The 15,978-nt window shown below is 71.2% G+C and carries 13 protein-coding genes and 1 riboswitch; of the genes, 10 read left to right on the forward strand and 3 right to left on the reverse strand.

Going from position 1 to position 15,978, the window contains the following annotated elements; all coding sequences use genetic code 11:
• Positions 1-74: 74 nt before the first annotated feature.
• Positions 75-2,366, reverse strand: a complete 2,292-nt coding sequence (gene metE, locus ACIBMZ_RS18560) for a 5-methyltetrahydropteroyltriglutamate--homocysteine S-methyltransferase (RefSeq protein ID WP_396695277.1) — start codon at positions 2,364-2,366, stop codon at positions 75-77.
• Positions 2,367-2,486: 120 nt separating this feature from the next.
• Positions 2,487-2,700, reverse strand: a riboswitch (cobalamin riboswitch).
• A 165-nt stretch (positions 2,701-2,865) separates the two neighbouring features.
• Between metE and ACIBMZ_RS18565 the strand changes: the two genes are divergently transcribed.
• The 9 genes from ACIBMZ_RS18565 to ACIBMZ_RS18605 all read left to right on the forward strand — a co-directional run bounded on the left by ACIBMZ_RS18565 (position 2,866) and on the right by ACIBMZ_RS18605 (position 12,565).
• A complete protein-coding gene (locus ACIBMZ_RS18565; RefSeq protein ID WP_396695279.1) occupies positions 2,866-3,954 on the forward strand; it encodes a FecCD family ABC transporter permease in 1,089 nt (362 codons plus the stop codon).
• A gap of 24 nt (positions 3,955-3,978) precedes the next feature.
• Positions 3,979-4,965 (forward strand): ABC transporter substrate-binding protein, encoded by a 987-nt coding sequence (locus ACIBMZ_RS18570; protein WP_396695281.1) that lies wholly within the window; start codon positions 3,979-3,981, stop codon positions 4,963-4,965.
• On the forward strand, positions 4,962-5,747 hold the full coding sequence (locus tag ACIBMZ_RS18575; protein WP_396695283.1) for an ABC transporter ATP-binding protein: 786 nt from the start codon (positions 4,962-4,964) through the stop codon (positions 5,745-5,747). The genes ACIBMZ_RS18570 and ACIBMZ_RS18575 overlap by 4 nt, the downstream gene beginning before the upstream one ends.
• Positions 5,744-6,439, forward strand: coding sequence for a class I SAM-dependent methyltransferase (locus ACIBMZ_RS18580; protein WP_396695285.1), 696 nt, complete (start codon positions 5,744-5,746; stop codon positions 6,437-6,439). The genes ACIBMZ_RS18575 and ACIBMZ_RS18580 overlap by 4 nt, the downstream gene beginning before the upstream one ends.
• Positions 6,440-6,797: 358 nt before the next feature.
• Complete coding sequence (locus ACIBMZ_RS18585) at positions 6,798-7,844, forward strand: LacI family DNA-binding transcriptional regulator (RefSeq protein ID WP_396695287.1); 1,047 nt, start codon at positions 6,798-6,800, stop codon at positions 7,842-7,844.
• Between the two features lie 21 nt (positions 7,845-7,865).
• Positions 7,866-9,476: an FAD-dependent oxidoreductase gene (locus tag ACIBMZ_RS18590; protein ID WP_396695289.1), complete on the forward strand. Its 1,611-nt coding sequence runs from the start codon at positions 7,866-7,868 to the stop codon at positions 9,474-9,476.
• A gap of 20 nt (positions 9,477-9,496) precedes the next feature.
• Positions 9,497-10,777, forward strand: coding sequence for an ABC transporter substrate-binding protein (locus tag ACIBMZ_RS18595; RefSeq protein ID WP_396695291.1), 1,281 nt, complete (start codon positions 9,497-9,499; stop codon positions 10,775-10,777).
• A gap of 8 nt (positions 10,778-10,785) precedes the next feature.
• The gene (locus ACIBMZ_RS18600) at positions 10,786-11,733 is read left to right on the forward strand and encodes a carbohydrate ABC transporter permease (RefSeq protein ID WP_396695293.1); all 948 of its coding nucleotides are present in this window, start codon (positions 10,786-10,788) and stop codon (positions 11,731-11,733) included.
• Complete coding sequence (locus tag ACIBMZ_RS18605) at positions 11,723-12,565, forward strand: carbohydrate ABC transporter permease (RefSeq protein WP_131052930.1); 843 nt, start codon at positions 11,723-11,725, stop codon at positions 12,563-12,565. Before ACIBMZ_RS18600 ends, ACIBMZ_RS18605 begins: the two co-directional genes overlap by 11 nt.
• Positions 12,566-12,615: 50 nt before the next feature.
• Here ACIBMZ_RS18605 and ACIBMZ_RS18610 read toward each other — a convergent pair whose 3' ends face one another.
• Positions 12,616-13,623, reverse strand: a complete 1,008-nt coding sequence (locus ACIBMZ_RS18610; RefSeq protein WP_396695295.1) for a hypothetical protein — start codon at positions 13,621-13,623, stop codon at positions 12,616-12,618.
• A gap of 439 nt (positions 13,624-14,062) precedes the next feature.
• On the opposite strand from ACIBMZ_RS18610, the gene ACIBMZ_RS18615 reads away from it, so the two are divergent.
• Complete coding sequence (locus ACIBMZ_RS18615; RefSeq protein ID WP_396695297.1) at positions 14,063-15,097, forward strand: LCP family protein; 1,035 nt, start codon at positions 14,063-14,065, stop codon at positions 15,095-15,097.
• A 5-nt stretch (positions 15,098-15,102) separates the two neighbouring features.
• On the opposite strand, the gene ACIBMZ_RS18620 is transcribed toward ACIBMZ_RS18615, so the two are convergent.
• The gene (locus ACIBMZ_RS18620; RefSeq protein WP_396695299.1) at positions 15,103-15,960 is read right to left on the reverse strand and encodes a TylF/MycF family methyltransferase; all 858 of its coding nucleotides are present in this window, start codon (positions 15,958-15,960) and stop codon (positions 15,103-15,105) included.
• Positions 15,961-15,978 lie beyond the last annotated feature (18 nt).

Below are 15,978 nucleotides of genomic sequence, written 5' to 3' on the forward strand. Positions count from 1 at the left end.
GCGCGCGGTCTCGGTGGTGCGGTCTGCCGACGGCGTCCGCCGGCGGGAGGTCCCCACCGGCGGACGTCACCGGGTCAGGAGTCGCTCGTCGACCCGTCGGCGGCGGCCAGTTCGGCGCGGACCGAGGCGGCGGCGCGGACCAGCGCGGTCAGGGCCGGACGGACCTCGTCGTAGCCCCGGGTCTTGAGCCCGCAGTCCGGGTTGACCCAGAGCCGCTCCGGCCCGACGACCGCCGCCGCCCGGCGCAGCGCGGTGACCACCTCGGCCGCGTCGGGCACCCGGGGCGAGTGGATGTCGTAGACACCCGGCCCGATCCCCCGGGTGTAGCCGACGGTGGCCAGGTCGTCGAGGATCTCCATCCGGGAACGGGACGCCTCGATGCTGGTCACGTCGGCGTCCAGGGCGTCGATGGCGGGCAGCACCTCGCCGAACTCCGAGTAGCACAGGTGGGTGTGGATCGCCGTGGCGTCGGCGACGCCGCTGGTCGCCAACCGGAACGACGCCACCGACCAGTCCAGGTAGGCGGCGTGGTCCCGGCGGCGCGGCGGCAGCAGTTCCCGCAACGCGGGTTCGTCGACCTGGATGATCCGGATGCCCGCCGCCTCCAGGTCCCGCGCCTCGTCGCGCAGGGCCAGCGCGACCTGGCGGGCGGTCTCCGCCAGCGGCTGGTCCACCCGGACGAACGACCAGGCCAGGATGGTCACCGGGCCGGTGAGCATGCCCTTGACCGGCCGGTCGGTGAGCGACTGGGCGTAGCGGGACCAGGCCACCGTGATGGGTTCCCGCCGGGTCACGTCGCCGTACAGGATCGGCGGACGCACACACCGGGAGCCGTACGACTGGACCCATCCGTGGGCGGTGGCGGCGAAGCCGTCCAGGTGCTCGGCGAAGTACTGCACCATGTCGTTGCGCTCCGGCTCGCCGTGCACCAGCACGTCCAGTCCGAGCCGCTCCTGCTCGGCCACCACCTCGGCGATCTCGGCCCGCATCCGCTCGGCGTAGCCGGCCGCGTCGAGGCGACCGGCGCGGTGCTCGGCCCGGGCCCGGCGCAGCGCCTCGGTCTGCGGGAACGACCCGATGGTGGTGGTCGCCAGCGCGGGCAGCCCGAGGCGGCGCCGCTGGGCGTCGGCGCGCTGCGGATACGGCCCGCGCCGGGTGTGCTCGGGCCGCAGCGCCTCCAGTCGGGCGCGGACCGGGTCGTCGCGCCACTGCGCCGGGACCGGCGGGGGCGCGGTGGGCAGCTCGCCCACCCCGTCGCGCAGCACCCGGCCGAGTGCGACCACCTCGTCGACCTTCTGCCGGGCGAACGCCAACCGTTCCCGCAGTAGCGGGTCGAGGTCGGTCTCGGCGGCCAGGTCGACGGGCACGTGCAGCAGCGAGCAGGAGGTCGACACGGCGACGGTGTCGGCGAGCCCGGTGAGGGTGGCGCCGACGGCTGCGGCAGCCCGCAGGTCGGTCCGCCACACGTTGCGGCCGTCGACCAGCCCGGCGACCACGGTCCGGCCCGGTTGCGCGCCGTGGCCGGCGAGTCGGCCGAGATCGCCCGGCCCGGCCACCAGGTCCAGCCCGATCGCCTCGATCGGCGTGTCCAGCAGCGCGGGTAGCGCGTCGCCCAGTTCCCCGAAGTACGCGGCGACGAACAGGCGGGGTCGGTGGGTCAGCGCGCCGAGCCTGGCGTACGCGGCACCGAGGGCGCGGATCTCGGCGTCGGACCGGTCGCCGACGTACGCCGGTTCGTCGAGCTGCACCCACGGCACCCCGACGTCGGCGAGTGCGGACAGCAGGTCGGCGTAGACGTCGACCAGGTCGGCGAGCCGGTCGAACGGGCGGAACCCGTCGGGCGCGTCGGCGGTGGGCTTGGCGAGCAGCAGCAGGGTCGCCGGGCCGACCAGGACCGGACGGGTGGTGATGCCGAGCTGCCGCGCCCGCCCGTACTCGGCCAGCGGCTTGTCGGGGCGGGCGGCGAAGGCGGTGTCCGGACCGATCTCGGGCACCAGGTAGTGGTAGTTGGTGTCGAACCACTTCGTCATCTCCAGCGGCGGCTCCTGCGCGGTGCCGCGTGCCATGGCGAAGTAGGTGTCCAGCTCACCGAGGCCCAGCCGGCGGAACCGGTCGGGCACGGCGTCGACCGTGACGGCCGCGTCGAGCACGTGGTCGTAGAGCGAGAACGTGTTGGACGGTACGGCGGACAGGCCGGCGTCGTGCAACGTACGCCAGGTCTGCTCGCGCACCTGCGCGGCGGCGGCCCGCAGGGTCGGCTCGTCGATGCGGCCGGCCCAGTAGCCCTCGACCGCGGTCTTGAGCTCACGACGCGGGCCGATGCGCGGGTAGCCGAGCACGGTGCTCGTGCCGAACGGAGTGGTCATGTCGCCAGGGTTCCCTTCCCTCGAGGTCCGGCGGTACGGCTCCGGAGGAGGGCTGGGGAGGGCACGGTGCGACGACCGACCTCGCCCTGGCCCTCCCGCGGGGCCGACGGCGGCGTGCGCGGTTGCGCACGCGGCACGGGCAGGTCTTCGGACTCGTGGGCGCGACCGGCTGGGCCGGTCCCCTACTGGCCGTCGCTTCCCGGACAGGTGTCCAGTGCGTGTGACGGCGGTCGTTCCCACTCACCGCTGCGGGGCAGTCCCGGATTCACACCGGGTTCCCTCTTACGACGCTCCGACCGAACGGCCGGGGCGAACCAGTACCGCCACGGATCCTAGCGTCCGGATCACGCGCGGCGACCGTCGCGCGGGTGTGATGTCCGCACCGCCACGGCGTGTCGGGCGGTGGGTGAACAACGACTCATCCGGCTTCCGCTCGCATGATCATGGTGTTAGTTTTTGCAAAGACTTGGCAAGAACAACGACTTTGCGTGGGAGTGCGGTGAGCGTCACCACCCTGCCGACGAGCCGGACGGACGTGCTCGGCGTGGCGGCGCAGCGTCGCCGCACCGGCCTCTGGCTGCTCGCGCTGACCCTCGGGCTGGTCCTGACCGGGCTGGTCGCGGTCGGGGCCGGGGCGATCGGCATCCCCCCGCTGACGGTGGCCCGGATCATCGGGCACCACCTCGTCGGGCTGCCGGGCGAGGTCACCTGGACCGGGCCGCAGCAGGCGATCGTCTGGCAGGTCCGACTGCCCCGCGTCCTGCTCGGCATGCTGGTCGGCGCCGGCCTGGCGGTCTGCGGCGTGGCGTTGCAGGCCATGGTCCGCAACGTGCTCGCCGACCCGTACCTGCTCGGCATCAACTCCGGCGCCTCCAGCGGCGCGGCTGCCGCGATCCTGTTCGGCGCCGGTGCCGGCTTCGGCCAGTACGCGCTCTCCACCAGCGCGTTCGTCGGCGCGCTCGGCGCGTCGCTGCTGGTCTTCCTGATCGCGCGCAGCGGCGGCCGGGTCACCTCCCTCCGGCTGCTGCTGGCCGGCGTCGCCGTCGGGTACGCGCTGTACGCCACCACCAGCTTCCTGATCTTCGCCTCCGGGTCGGCCGAGGGCGCCCGCTCGGTGATGTTCTGGCTCCTCGGGTCGCTGGGCCTGGCCCGCTGGAACGCCCTGCTGCTGATCGCCGCGGTGGTGCTGATCGGCACCATCGCCTACCTGACCGTCGTCGGGCGGCGGCTCGACGTGCTGGCCATCGGCGACGAGACCGCGCACACGCTGGGCGTCTCGCCGGACCGGTTCCGACTCCGGCTGCTGGTGCTGGTCTCGCTGAGCGTCGGCATCCTGGTCTCCGCCGCCGGCAGCATCGGGTTCGTCGGTCTGGTCGTGCCACACCTGGCCCGGCGCATCGTCGGCGCACCGCACGTCCGCGTGGTGCCGGTGGCCGCGCTGCTCGGGGCGATCCTGCTGGTCTGGGCCGACGTGCTGGCCCGGGTGCTGCTGGCCCCCCAGGAGATCCCGATCGGCATCATCACCTCCCTGCTCGGCGCGCCCTTCCTGCTGGTCCTGATCCGCCGCCTGCACGCCTCCGGCGCCTGAACGCCCACCCGTCAAGGAGAACCGATGTTGAAGGCAACCCGCCTCGCCACCGCCGCCGCCTCCGCGTGCGTGCTGCTCGTCGCCGGGTGCGGCGGCGGCGCCGACGGGCCGGCCGAGGCCGGTCCCGGTTACCCGGTCACCGTGACCAACTGCGGCGTGGACGTCACCTTCGACGCCGCTCCGGAGCGGGTCGTGCTGCTCAAGAGCGCCGCCGTGCCGTACCTGCACGCGCTCGGCGTCCTGGACCGGGTCACCGCCCGCGCCGGGCAGTACCCGAAGGAGTACTACGACGCGCCGACCCAGGCCGGGTTGGACCGGATCCCGCTGCTGACCGACAGGACCGACACCAGCGGGCACCTGCAGATCTCCAAGGAGGTGGTGATCAGCCAGGAGCCCGACCTGGTCCTCGGCGAGGTCGACAACCTCTCCCGCGACACCCTCGCGGCGGTGGACATCCCGCTGCTGGAGGAGCCGGCGATGTGCCCGGACAGCACCGCCGTGCCGAGCTTCGACGACATCTACGCGCAGATGGAGACGTACGGCCGGGTGTTCGGCCGCCAGACCGAGGCGGCAGGTGCGGTCACCGCGCTCAGGGAGCGGATGACGAAGGTACGGGCCGAGTCGGGCGACGCGTCCGGACGCACCGCGGCGGTGCTCTACCCCACCGTGGGCGGCGGCACCACGTACGCGTACGGCACCGGCAGCATGGCCCACCCGCAGTTGGAGGCCGCCGGCTTCCGCAACGTCTTCGGTGACGTCAAGGACCGGGTCTTCGAGGTCACCGTCGAGGAGTTGCTCGGCCGCAACCCGGACGTGCTGATCCTGCTCTACGGCGACGGCGACCCCCGCGCCGTCGAGCAGGGGCTGACCGGGCTGCCGGGCGCGCAGCAGCTCGACGCGGTCCGCAACGGCCAGGTCATGACACAACTGTTCAACTTCACCGAGCCGCCGACGCCGCTGTCGATCGACGGTCTGGAGCGGATCGTGCAGCGGTTCCGGGAGCAACCGTGATCGAGGCCACCGGTGTCACCTGGCACTACGGCGTCAACCCGGTCATCGACGGGGTCAGTGTCACCGCCCGACCGGGACGGGTCCTCGGCCTGATCGGGCCCAACGGCAGCGGCAAGACCACGCTGCTGCGGTTGCTCTACGGCGCGCTGCGCAGCCGCAGTGGACAGGTCGAGGTGGACGGCGATGCGCTGTCCGCCCTACCCGCCCGGGAGGCCGCGCGGCGGCTGGCCGTGGTCGTGCAGGAGACCGGCGGGGAGACCGCCCTGACCGTGGCGGAGTTGGTGCTGCTCGGCCGGGGGCCGCACCTGTCGACGTTCCAGCGGGCCGGGCGGGCCGACCACGAGATCGCCGCCCGCTGCCTGAGTCGGGTCGGTGCCACGCACCTGAGTGGTCGGGCGTTCGCCCAGCTCTCCGGTGGGGAACGGCAACGGGTGCTGATCGCCCGCGCGCTCGCCCAGCAGGCCACCCACCTGCTGCTCGACGAGCCCACCAACCACCTCGACATCCGCTACCAGCACGAGATCCTGCATCTGGTCCGCACGCTGGACACCTGCTCCGTCGTCGTGCTGCACGACCTCAATCTGGCCGCCCGGTACTGCGACGACCTGGTGCTGCTCGGCGCGGGTGGGGTGGCCGCCGCCGGCACCGTCGACGAGGTCCTCGACCCCGCCGTGCTGGAGCCGGTCTACGGCATCGGCATCCGACGCCTGGACCTCGACGGCGCCGTCCACCTGCTGTTCCACCCGATCCACCAGAGCACCGACGAGAGGACCGCCGCATGACCACGCAGGAACGCATCAACGCCTACTGGACCGGTCGCGCGCCTGACTACGACGCGTACCAGCAGCGCCCGGACCGGCTCGCCGACGACCAGCGGGCCTGGTCGGAGATCTGGTCGAAGGCTCTGCCCCCGGCACCGGTGGACGTGCTCGACGTCGGCACCGGCACCGGCCAGGTCGCGATGATCCTGGCCGGTCTCGGGCACCGGGTCACCGGTGTCGACCTGTCCGAGGGCATGCTCGCCGAGGCCCGACGGCACGCCGCCGCCGTCCCCGGCGGTCCGGTCATCCAGCTCGGCGACGCCGTGGCCCCGGACTTCCCGGCGGGCAGCTTCGACGCCGTGACCAGCCGGTACCTGATGTGGACGCTGCGCGAGCCGCAGACCGCCGTGGCCAACTGGATCCGCCTGCTGCGTCCCGGCGGCGTCGTCGCGGTGGTGGACAGCACCTGGTTCCCGGACGGTCTCGACAACGCCTCGGAGAACTTCACCGGCCACTACGACAGCCAGGTGCAGGCCGAGTTGCCGCTGGCCACCGCGACCTCGATCGACAAGACCGTGGCGGTGCTGGAGGAGGCGGGCCTGGCCGACGTCACGGCCGTCCCGCTGACGTCGATCTACGAGCTGGACCGCCGGTACGGCGTGGCACCGAACCACGAGCACCAGATGCAGTACCTGGTCACCGGCCGGGTCTGAGACCGGCCGGGACCGCCTCCGGTCGCGTCCGCAGCAACCAGTCACGCTCCGTGCAGCTCTCCGTGGACAGCGGGGAGCTACACGGCGTTGGGATAGGCGCTAATACGCATTAGCGATGTCGGGTTCTTGAATACTGTGCCCCCGGGACCACGCTGTCAAGACCCGACGGCGAGGGCACCCCCAGCGCTCCACGTCGCCTGCACGAGTCCGCTGTAGGCACTTGATAATCCGCATTAGTTCAGGCAGTTCATCGGCCGGAAATCTGGCGTCACCCTCTTGACATCGATCGGGCTCAACCGCGAAGCTCCTTCCCAACCCGAACGCTAATACGCATTAGCGGCAGTGGAAGGACTCCCCCGTGCCCCCTGCACCCCGACGAGTCACGCAACGTGACATCGCCCGGATGGCCGGTGTCAGCCAGGCGACCGTGTCGCTGGTGCTCAACAACCGCGTCGACGCGGAGGTACGCATCGCACCGGAGACCCGGGAGCGGGTGCTGCGGGTGATCGCCGAGACCGGGTACGCCGCCGACCCGGTCGCCCGCCGGCTCGCGTCCCGGTTCAACCGGATCATCGGCGTCTTCACCTACGAGCCCGCGTTCCCCAGCGGCAGCCGGGACTTCTTCCACCCCTTCCTGCTCGGCATCGAGGAGTACGCCGAACGGGTCGGCTGCGACCTGCTGCTGTTCACCAGCGCCCCGGTGGTCGACGGGCGTCGGCGGATCTTCCACCGGGACAACCGGCTGCGCCTGGCCGACGGCTGCATCCTGCTCGGCCGCGAGATCGACGCCGCCGAGTTGCTCCGACTCAACCGCGACGGATACCCGTACGTCGCGGTGGGCCGCCGCGACGACGCCGGTGGACCGGTCCCCTACGTCGGCACCGACTACGCCGCGGCGGTACGCCAACTCGTCGAGCTGGCCCTCGGACACGGTCACCGGCGCCTGGCCTACCTGGGTGTGGACGCCACCGCCGAGTCGTCGGCCGACCGCTGGCGCGGGTTCGACGCCGCCGCACCGGCCGCCGAGGCGGCCCGTCGCCTGACCGGCCCGACCCACGACGCCGAGGCCGTCCTGGACGACCTCGTCGCCGACGGCAGCACCGTCGTCTTCGTCGAGGACTTCGCCACCGCCGTGGCGCTGGAGTCCGCCGCCCGCCGACGCGGCCTGCGTGTCCCCGGTGACCTGTCGATCCTGACCCTCGGCGACCCGACGGTGCCGGTGCCCACCGACACCGCCTTCACCGGATTCCACATCCCCCGCGAGGAGATGGGCCGGCAGTCGGTCGAGGTGCTGACCTCGGTCATCGACGGCAGCGCCGACGGCGTCCAGCAACGACTCCTGGCCTGCGAGTTCGTCGAGGGCGACACCCTCGGCGCCCCCGATCCGGCGGTCGACCGCCGATAGGCGGCCCGCACGACTGGAAGGATGCAAGTGGCACAGATGCGTGCGGACGTGCTCATCGTCGGCGGCGGGCTGGGCGGGGTCGCCGCCGCGCTCGCCGCGGCCCGGGCCGGCCGGTCGGTGATCCTGACCGAGGAGTTCGACTGGCTCGGCGGGCAGCTCACCAGCCAGGCCGTCCCGCCCGACGAGCATTCCTGGATCGAGCAGTTCGGGACCACCGCCAGCTACCGGGCGCTGCGCACCGGCATCCGCGACTACTACCGACGGCACTACCCGCTGACCGAACGGTCCCGCTCCTGGACCGACCTCAACCCGGGCGCGGGCTGGGTCAGCCGGCTCTGCCACGAGCCACGGGTGGCGGTCGCCGTGCTGGAACAGATGCTCGCGCCGTACCGGGGCTCGGGTCGGTTGACCGTGCTCCAGCCGTACCGGCCGGTGGCGGCGGACACCGACGGGGACCGGGTCACCGGGGTCACGCTGGCGCACCGGGACCGCGAGGACCGGATCGACGTCACCGCGCCGTACGTGCTGGACGCCACCGAGACCGGGGAGCTGCTGCCGCTGACCGGCACCGAGTACGTCACCGGCTTCGAGTCGCGGGAGCAGACCGGCGAGCCGAGCGCCCCGGCCGAGGCGCAGCCGATGAACATGCAGGCCGTGTCGGTCTGCTTCGCCATCGACCACGTCGACGGGGACCACACCATCGACCGGCCCGCCGGGTACGACTTCTGGCGCGACTACAAGCCCGACTTCTGGGGTGACCGGCTGCTGTCCTGGCGCTCGCCGAACCCGCGCACCCTGGAGCCCCTGGAGCGCAGCTTCACCCCGAACCCGGACGACGAGCCGTGGCTGGTCGACGCCGACCAGCGCGTCAACCCCGGTGACGGCAACCTCTGGACGTTCCGCCGGATCGCCGCCCGGCGCAACTTCGTCGACGGCGCGTACGCCAGCGACATCACCCTGGTCAACTGGCCGATGATCGACTACTTCGAGGGACCGGTCATCGACGTGCCCAACGCGTCGTGGCACCTGGCCAAGGCGCGCGAGCTGTCGTACTCGCTCTTCTACTGGATGCAGACCGAGGCTCCGCGGCCCGACGGCGGCACCGGTTTCCCCGGGCTGCGGCTGCGCGGCGACGTGACCGGCAACCCGGCCGGGCTGGCCCAGGCGCCCTACATCCGGGAGTCGCGCCGGATCCGGGCCGAGTACACCGTGGTGGAGCAGGACCTCTCCCTCGCGGTACGCGGCGAGCACGGCGCCGTGCGGTACCCCGACTCGATCGGGGTCGGGATGTACCGGATCGACCTGCACCCGTCGACCGGCGGCGACAACTACATCGACGTCGGGTCCTGCCCGTTCGAGATCCCCCTCGGCGCGCTGATCCCGCAGCGGATGGAGAACCTGCTGCCGGCCGGCAAGAACATCGGCACCACGCACATCACCAACGGCAGCTACCGGCTGCACCCGGTCGAGTGGAACGTCGGCGAGGTCGCCGGTCTGCTCGCCGACTTCTGTCTGGCGCGGGGCGAGTCCCCGCGCGCGGTCCGCGGCACCCCCCGGCTGCTGGCCGAGTTCACCGACCGCGTCACGGCCGCCGGCGTCGAACGCCGGTGGCCGGAGATCGCGGGCTACTGACCCCCCGGTGAGGAGAGACGATGAGATCAGGAAAGGGAATACGCGTAGTCGCCACGGCGCTGACCGGCGTTCTCGCCATGTCCGCCTGCGGCGGCGGTGAGGCGCAGGACAGCGGCCCGGCCACCCTGCGGGTCACCGTCTGGTCGGCCAACGAGGCGCATCTGGCCCTGTTCAACGAGATCGCCGACGAGTACCGCCAGAACAACCCCGACGTCACGCAGATCACCTTCGATCCGCTGCCGTTCGACACGTACACCACGGCGCTGACCACGCAGATCGCCGGTGGCAACGCGCCCGACCTGGCCTGGGTGTTCGAAAGCTCGGCACCGGACTTCGTCGCCTCCGGCGCGCTGCTGCCGCTCGACGAGACCCTCGGCAAGGCCGACGGCTACCAGTACGACGACATCCTGCCGGCCACGCTCAAGCTCTGGCAGGACGACGGCAAGCTGTACGCCTACCCCTTCTCCACCTCGCCGTTCGGCGTCTTCGTCAACACCGACCTGCTCAAGCAGGCAAACCAGCGGACCCCGGCCGAGCTGATCGAGGCGGGGCAGTGGACCTGGGAGAACGCCTTCGCCGCGGCCGGTGCCACCCAGGCCGCGACCGGCAAGGCCGGGCTGGTGGTCCGCGACTTCGACTACAAGGACTGGAGCAACCTGTCCACCGTCTGGACCGGGTGGGGCGCCCGGGCGTGGAGCGAGGACGGCAGGACCTGCGGCTTCGCCGAACCCGAGATGGTCGAGGCGATGACGCGGCTGCACCGCGCCGTCTTCACCGACAAGGCGTTGCCCGGCCCGGGCACCACCGCGGACTTCTTCGCCGGTGACGCCGCCATGACCATCACCCAGATCTCCCGCGCCTCGCTGCTCGAGGACGACGGGTTCGCCTGGGACCTGGTCCCGCTGCCCGCCGGGCCGAAGGGGCCGTACGCGGTGGTCGGGCAGGCCGGCATCGGGGTGCTCAAGCGCAGCCCGAACGCCGAGGCCGCCGCCGACTTCCTCGCCTTCCTCACCAACCCCACCAACTCCGCCAAGCTCGCCCAGTTCTTCCCGCCGCCGCGCCAGTCCCAGTTGACCGCCGACACGCTGGCCAAGACGAACCCGAAGCTCAAGCCGGAGCAGTTGCAGAAGGTCGTCATCGACGGGATCACCAACGGTGTCGTCAAGCCCAGCCACGCCGGGCAGGCCGAGATCAGCCAGCAGGTCCGGGCCGGTCTGGACCCGCTGTGGAAGGCCGACGCGGACGTCAAGGCCGTCCTGGACGGGGTCTGCGGCAAGATCCAGCCGTTGCTGGCGAAGTAAGGCGACCGATGACCCGTACGGACACCAGGGTGGACCCGGCCACGGCCGGGTCCACCCCGGACCGGGCCCGGCCGTTCTGGACCGGCCGCCGCCGTGACCACCTCACCGGCTACCTGTTCATCGCCCCGCAGTTGCTCGGCAGCGCCGTCTTCGTGATCCTGCCGCTGGTCCTCGTCGTCTGGTACAGCCTGCACGAGTGGAACGTGCTCGCCGGTACGTTCGACTTCGTCGGCACCGACAACTACGCGGCGCTCGCCGACGACCCGAACCTCGGCTCGGTGCTGCGGGCCACCGGGCTGTTCTCCGTCGGCCTGGTGGTGTTCAACCTGGCCCTGGCGTTGCTGTTGGCCGTTCTGCTCAACCAGAGGCTGCGCGGCACGATCGTGTTCCGCACGCTGTTCTTCTCCCCCGTGGTGGTGTCGCTGGTCGCCTGGACGATCGTCTGGGGCTTCCTGTTGCAGGACAACGGCGGCGTCAACGGCCTGTTGGACACGATCGGCGTGGACGGACCGAACTGGCTGCGCGGCGAGGCCACCGCCATGCTCTCGGTCGTCGTCGTGCAGGTGTTCAAGAACGTCGGCCTGAACATGGTGCTGTTCCTGGCCGCGCTCCAGGGCGTACCCGCCGAGCTGTACGAGGCGGCCGAGGTGGACGGCGCCAGCCGGCTGCGTCAGTTCTGGCGGATCACCGTGCCACTGATCAGCCCGACGATCCTGCTCACCTCGATCATCACGGTGGTCGGCTCGCTCCAGGTCTTCGCGCAGATCGCGGTGCTCACCCAGGGCGGTCCGGGAACCTCGACCACGGTGCTCGTCTACTACCTGTACCAGCAGGCGTTCCAGTTCCACCACTTCGGCTACGGCGCCACCCTGTCGATCGTGCTGTTCGGCATCGTCCTCGCGCTGACCGTGGCGCAGTGGCAGATGCGCAAGAGGTGGGTCTTCCATGAGTCGTGACCTGTCGCCCCGGACCAAGCTCGTGCTCTACGGGGCGCTGCTGGTGCTGGCCGTACCCTTCGTCTTCCCGACCTGGTGGATGGTCACCTCGTCGCTGAAGCCGGTGGCGGACATCTTCGCCTTCCCGCCGCAGTTGCTGCCGGTCGATCCCCGGCTGGACGCCTACCAGCGGGTGTTCGATCTGCAACCGTTCGGCCAGCAGTACCTCAACAGCCTCTACATCGCGCTGGTGGTCACCGTCGGCACGCTGGCGGTGGCGGCCCTGGCCGGGTACGCCTTCGCGCGGATCCGGTTCCGTGGCCAGAACGTGCTGTTCCTGGTCGTCCTCGCCGGATTGCTCATCCCGAGCGAGGTGACCATCGTGCCGCTGTTCCAGATGTTCTTCCGGCTCGGGCTGATCGACACGCACTGGCCGCTGATCCTGGTGCCGATCCTCGGTGCGCCCAGCGTGCTGGCGACGTTCATCATGCGGCAGTTCTTCCTCGCCCTGCCCGGGGAGTTGGAGGAGGCGGCCCGGGTCGACGGGCTGGGCCGGTTCGCCACGTTCTGGCGGATCGCGCTGCCGCTGTCCCGGCCCGCGCTGGGCGCGGTCGCCATCTTCACCTTCCTGCACAGTTGGAACCTCTACCTGGAACCGATCGTGTTCCTGTCCACCCCGGAGAAGTTCACGCTGCCGCAGGCGTTGACGCAGTTCGTCGACGCGTACGGCGGTCCGATGTGGGACGTGCAGCTCGCGGCGGCGTCGATGACGGCGCTGCCGGTGCTGGTGGTCTTCGTGATCGCGCAGAAGCAGTTCGTCGAGGGTCTGGCGCACACCGGCCTCAAGGGCTGACGGAGGCGTCGCCCGGTCCGGTCCCCGCACCGGACCGGGCGACGCCGTGCCTAGACCGCGCGGGCCACGCAGATGCGGGCGTTCAGCCGGGGACCGGCCTCGTAGAGCATGTACGACACACCGCCGTCGGTGCCGAACGCCGGTGACGCCACCCGGCCGTTGTCCGAGGCGATCGGCCGGTGGAAGACGCCGAGGTGCACCTCGCGGTCGAAGTTGTTGCCGACCTCGGTGAGGTACATGTTGCCGTTGTTGCCGTGGTAGGCCAGGTATGCGGTGCCGTTGCGCTTGAGCAGGTGCGGCGCGGAGATGTCGGTGAGGCCGTCACCGGCGGGCGACACCAGCGGGTTCGGCGCGAACTGCCATCCGCTCCAGCCGTTCGGCGACCAGCCCCAGAAGATCTTCCGGGTGCCGGGTCCGATGGTGTGGGCGCCCATGAAGACCATCACGTAGCGGTTGCCCTTGCCGGCCACCGAGTGCTCGAAGACGCGCGCGTACGAGGTCTCGGTGGTGTTCGGGACCAGCCGGGTGGACAGGATCGGGGTCTCGTCGGTGAACCGGACTCCGTCGGTGGAGCGGGCCACCCGGGTGGTGAAGTTCTCGCCGTGGAAGTACAGGTAGAACTGCCGCGTCGGGGCGTCCCAGACGACGTGCGGCGACGACACGTGGCTCACCGTCGTGGTCGGCAGCACCCGGTCGACGACCGGGTTGCCGGAGTACTCGGTGTAGGGGCCTTCGAGCCGGTTGGCGTAGGCGAGGCAGATGCCGCCCGGCGCGTCGTGCGGCGCGTAGTAGAGGTAGTAGCGGCCGAGGTAGTTGCTGACCTTGTCGTAGACGCCACGGACACACGGGAAGATGAACTCGCGGGTCGGGTTGTAGCGCAGCGACGACGGCAGCGCGTCCCGGACGTACCGGTAGTTGGGGAAGCCGGCGGGGGCGGCGGTGGCCGGTGCGGACGTGACGGCGAGGCCGACGCCGGTGGTCGCGGTCGCGACTCCGGCCGCCGCCACACCGCGCAGCAGCGTGCGTCGGGTGAAGGGGCTCTCGGGGGTACGGGTCATCGTTCCCTCCGTTCAGGATGGACGACGGGGGCAGGGGGACGGGACCGGGCGGGACGGGTCAGCGGACGCCAGTCACCCACGGCGAGCAGCCGTTACGCTGCGAACACTCGCCCCGAAACCGGTTCATTTGATCGATGAGTCTGCGCGTGTGGCCGCCCGACGGTCAAGACGCTAATACGAATTAGCACAGCGAACCCACCCTCCACCCGCCCTCTCGGCCACCCACCCGCCGCGCCGCTCTGCGCCCACCCACGCCACGACCGTCCTGCACCCCTGGCCCACTGCCCCCATTACAGCTTTTCTGCTGTTTTGTCCATTTTGGGGAGGATAATTACTGGCGGAGCGGTCCGTTCACGGGCAGCCGCCGGGAAGGTCGGCCGACGGTCGAGCACCCGCCCGGCGTGCGCCCCGGACCAGAGACGAGAGAGCGCTGATCGACATGACCAACGACATCGCACCGACGAGCATCCGACGACGGCTGGCGGGGTGGCAGAAGGCCACCATCGCCCTGGTCGCGCTGCTCGGCGTCGCCTGCGCCGGCCTGGTGACGCTCGGCGTCGGCCTCAAGCACCGGTACGAGGGCCGGGTGCAGCGGGAGGACATCCTCGGCCGGGGCACCGCGCCCCGCGACGACGAGCGGTGGGCCGACGGGCCGTTGAACCTGCTGCTGCTCGGCTCGGACTCCCGGGAGGGCGAACCGGACCAGGGCCTCTACCCGGGCCAGCGGTCGGACACCATCATGCTGGTGCACCTGAACGCCGCGCGGGACGCCGCCACGGTGGTGTCGATCCCCCGGGACAGCTACGTGGACGTGCCGGCGCGCGAGGGAAGCTGGGCCGGAGGCAAGAACAAGATCAATGCGGCGCTGGCGTTCGGTGGGGCCTCGCTGGCCGCCGAGACCGTGCACCGGCTCACCGGCGTGACGATCGACGGCGTCCTGGTGGCCAACTTCGCCGCCGTGCGGCAGATCGTCGACGCGATCGGCGGCATCACCGTCTGCCTGCCGTACGAGGTGCTCTCCACCGACACCGGGACCCGGTGGCCGATCGGCTGCCACCCACTCGACGGGCGCCACACCGACGACCTGATGCGGCAGCGGCACCACGTGCCCGGCGGCGACTTCGGTCGGATCCAGAACCAGCAGTTCGTGGTGCGGGCCATCGTGGAGAAGGTCACCTCGGAGAACCTGCTCACCGACCCGGCCCGACTGGACCGGGTGCTGACCACCACGGCGGAGTCGTTGACCGTGGACCAGGAACTCGACCTCACCGAGCTGGTGCTGGCGGTCCGGCGGATCTCGGCGGAGTCGCTGCGGTTCGTCACGGTTCCCGCCGCCGACACCGACCTGACCACCCCGGCGGGCTCGTCGGTGCTGCTGGACGAGGAGTTGTCCGCCGCCCTGTTCACGGCGGTACGCGAGGACCGGCTCGACGAATGGTTCGCGAGCCGGTCCACCACGTCAGTGCCGAACTGAGCGGGTCACCTCGTCCGCTGCCAGTACCGGCAGGTCCAGTCGACCTGGTGCAGTTCGTCGGTGATGCCGTGCTCGGCCCGGAAGTCGTCGACCGCCTGCTTGCAGCCGCGGACCGCGTGGTAGTCGTCCACGATGACGTACCCGCCGACGGAGAGCTTCGGGTAGAGGCTGCGGAGCGCGTCCATGGTCGAGTCGTACAGGTCGCCGTCGAGCCGGATCAGCGACAGCCGCTCGACCGGGGCGGTGGGCAGGGTGTCCTTGAACCATCCGGGCAGGAAGTGCACCCGGTCGTCGAGGAGCCCGTACCGGCGGAAGTTGTTCTTGACCTGGTCGAGCGAGACGGCGAGGAACGGCTGCGCCCAGAGCGCGTCCTCGACGTCCTCGGTGCGGTGCGCCTCCGGCTTGGGCAGGCCACGGAACGAGTCCGCCACCCAGACCGAGCGGCTCTGGTCGCCGTACGCCTGCAACATGCCGCGCATGAAGATCACCGCGCCGCCGCGCCACACCCCGGTCTCGATCAGGTCACCCGGGACGTCCTGTGCCAGCACGTCGCGCAGGCACCGCTCCAGGTTGTCGAGCCGACGCAGGCCGATCATCGTGTCCGCCTCCGGCGGCCAGTCCCGGCCGTTGGCCCGCGCGTCGGCGTCGAACGGGAACTTCAACACCAGTTCCAGGCCGCGCCGTTGCAGCAGGTGCTTGTACCGGGCGTAGACCCGGCCGTGCAACGACCTCGCCCGTGGCTGGTACGGCATCCACGTCTCCTGGAAGACGTACCGGGTCAGCGCCTTCTTCAGCAGGTCGCAGTACATCGCCCGCGGGTCGCTGAGAGTGGACGGCAGGTGGTGGGTGAGCGTCTCGCTCATCGGTTACTCCTTGATCGG

This window comes from Micromonospora sp. NPDC049900 (assembly GCF_044461025.1).
GTDB lineage: Bacteria > Actinomycetota > Actinomycetes > Mycobacteriales > Micromonosporaceae > Micromonospora.

What these genes read in the sequence shown, in the direction of transcription:
- ACIBMZ_RS18595 (WP_396695291.1), top strand. Translation starts at nt 9,497, where the DNA reads ATGAGATCAGGAAAGGGAATACGCGTAGTCGCCACGGCGCTGACCGGC.
- metE (WP_396695277.1), bottom strand. Translation starts at nt 2,366, where the DNA reads ATGACCACTCCGTTCGGCACGAGCACCGTGCTCGGCTACCCGCGCATC.
- ACIBMZ_RS18590 (WP_396695289.1), top strand. Translation starts at nt 7,866, where the DNA reads ATGCAAGTGGCACAGATGCGTGCGGACGTGCTCATCGTCGGCGGCGGG.
- ACIBMZ_RS18615 (WP_396695297.1), top strand. Translation starts at nt 14,063, where the DNA reads ATGACCAACGACATCGCACCGACGAGCATCCGACGACGGCTGGCGGGG.
- ACIBMZ_RS18620 (WP_396695299.1), bottom strand. Translation starts at nt 15,960, where the DNA reads ATGAGCGAGACGCTCACCCACCACCTGCCGTCCACTCTCAGCGACCCG.
- ACIBMZ_RS18600 (WP_396695293.1), top strand. Translation starts at nt 10,786, where the DNA reads ATGACCCGTACGGACACCAGGGTGGACCCGGCCACGGCCGGGTCCACC.
- ACIBMZ_RS18605 (WP_131052930.1), top strand. Translation starts at nt 11,723, where the DNA reads ATGAGTCGTGACCTGTCGCCCCGGACCAAGCTCGTGCTCTACGGGGCG.
- ACIBMZ_RS18580 (WP_396695285.1), top strand. Translation starts at nt 5,744, where the DNA reads ATGACCACGCAGGAACGCATCAACGCCTACTGGACCGGTCGCGCGCCT.
- ACIBMZ_RS18610 (WP_396695295.1), bottom strand. Translation starts at nt 13,623, where the DNA reads ATGACCCGTACCCCCGAGAGCCCCTTCACCCGACGCACGCTGCTGCGC.
- ACIBMZ_RS18570 (WP_396695281.1), top strand. Translation starts at nt 3,979, where the DNA reads ATGTTGAAGGCAACCCGCCTCGCCACCGCCGCCGCCTCCGCGTGCGTG.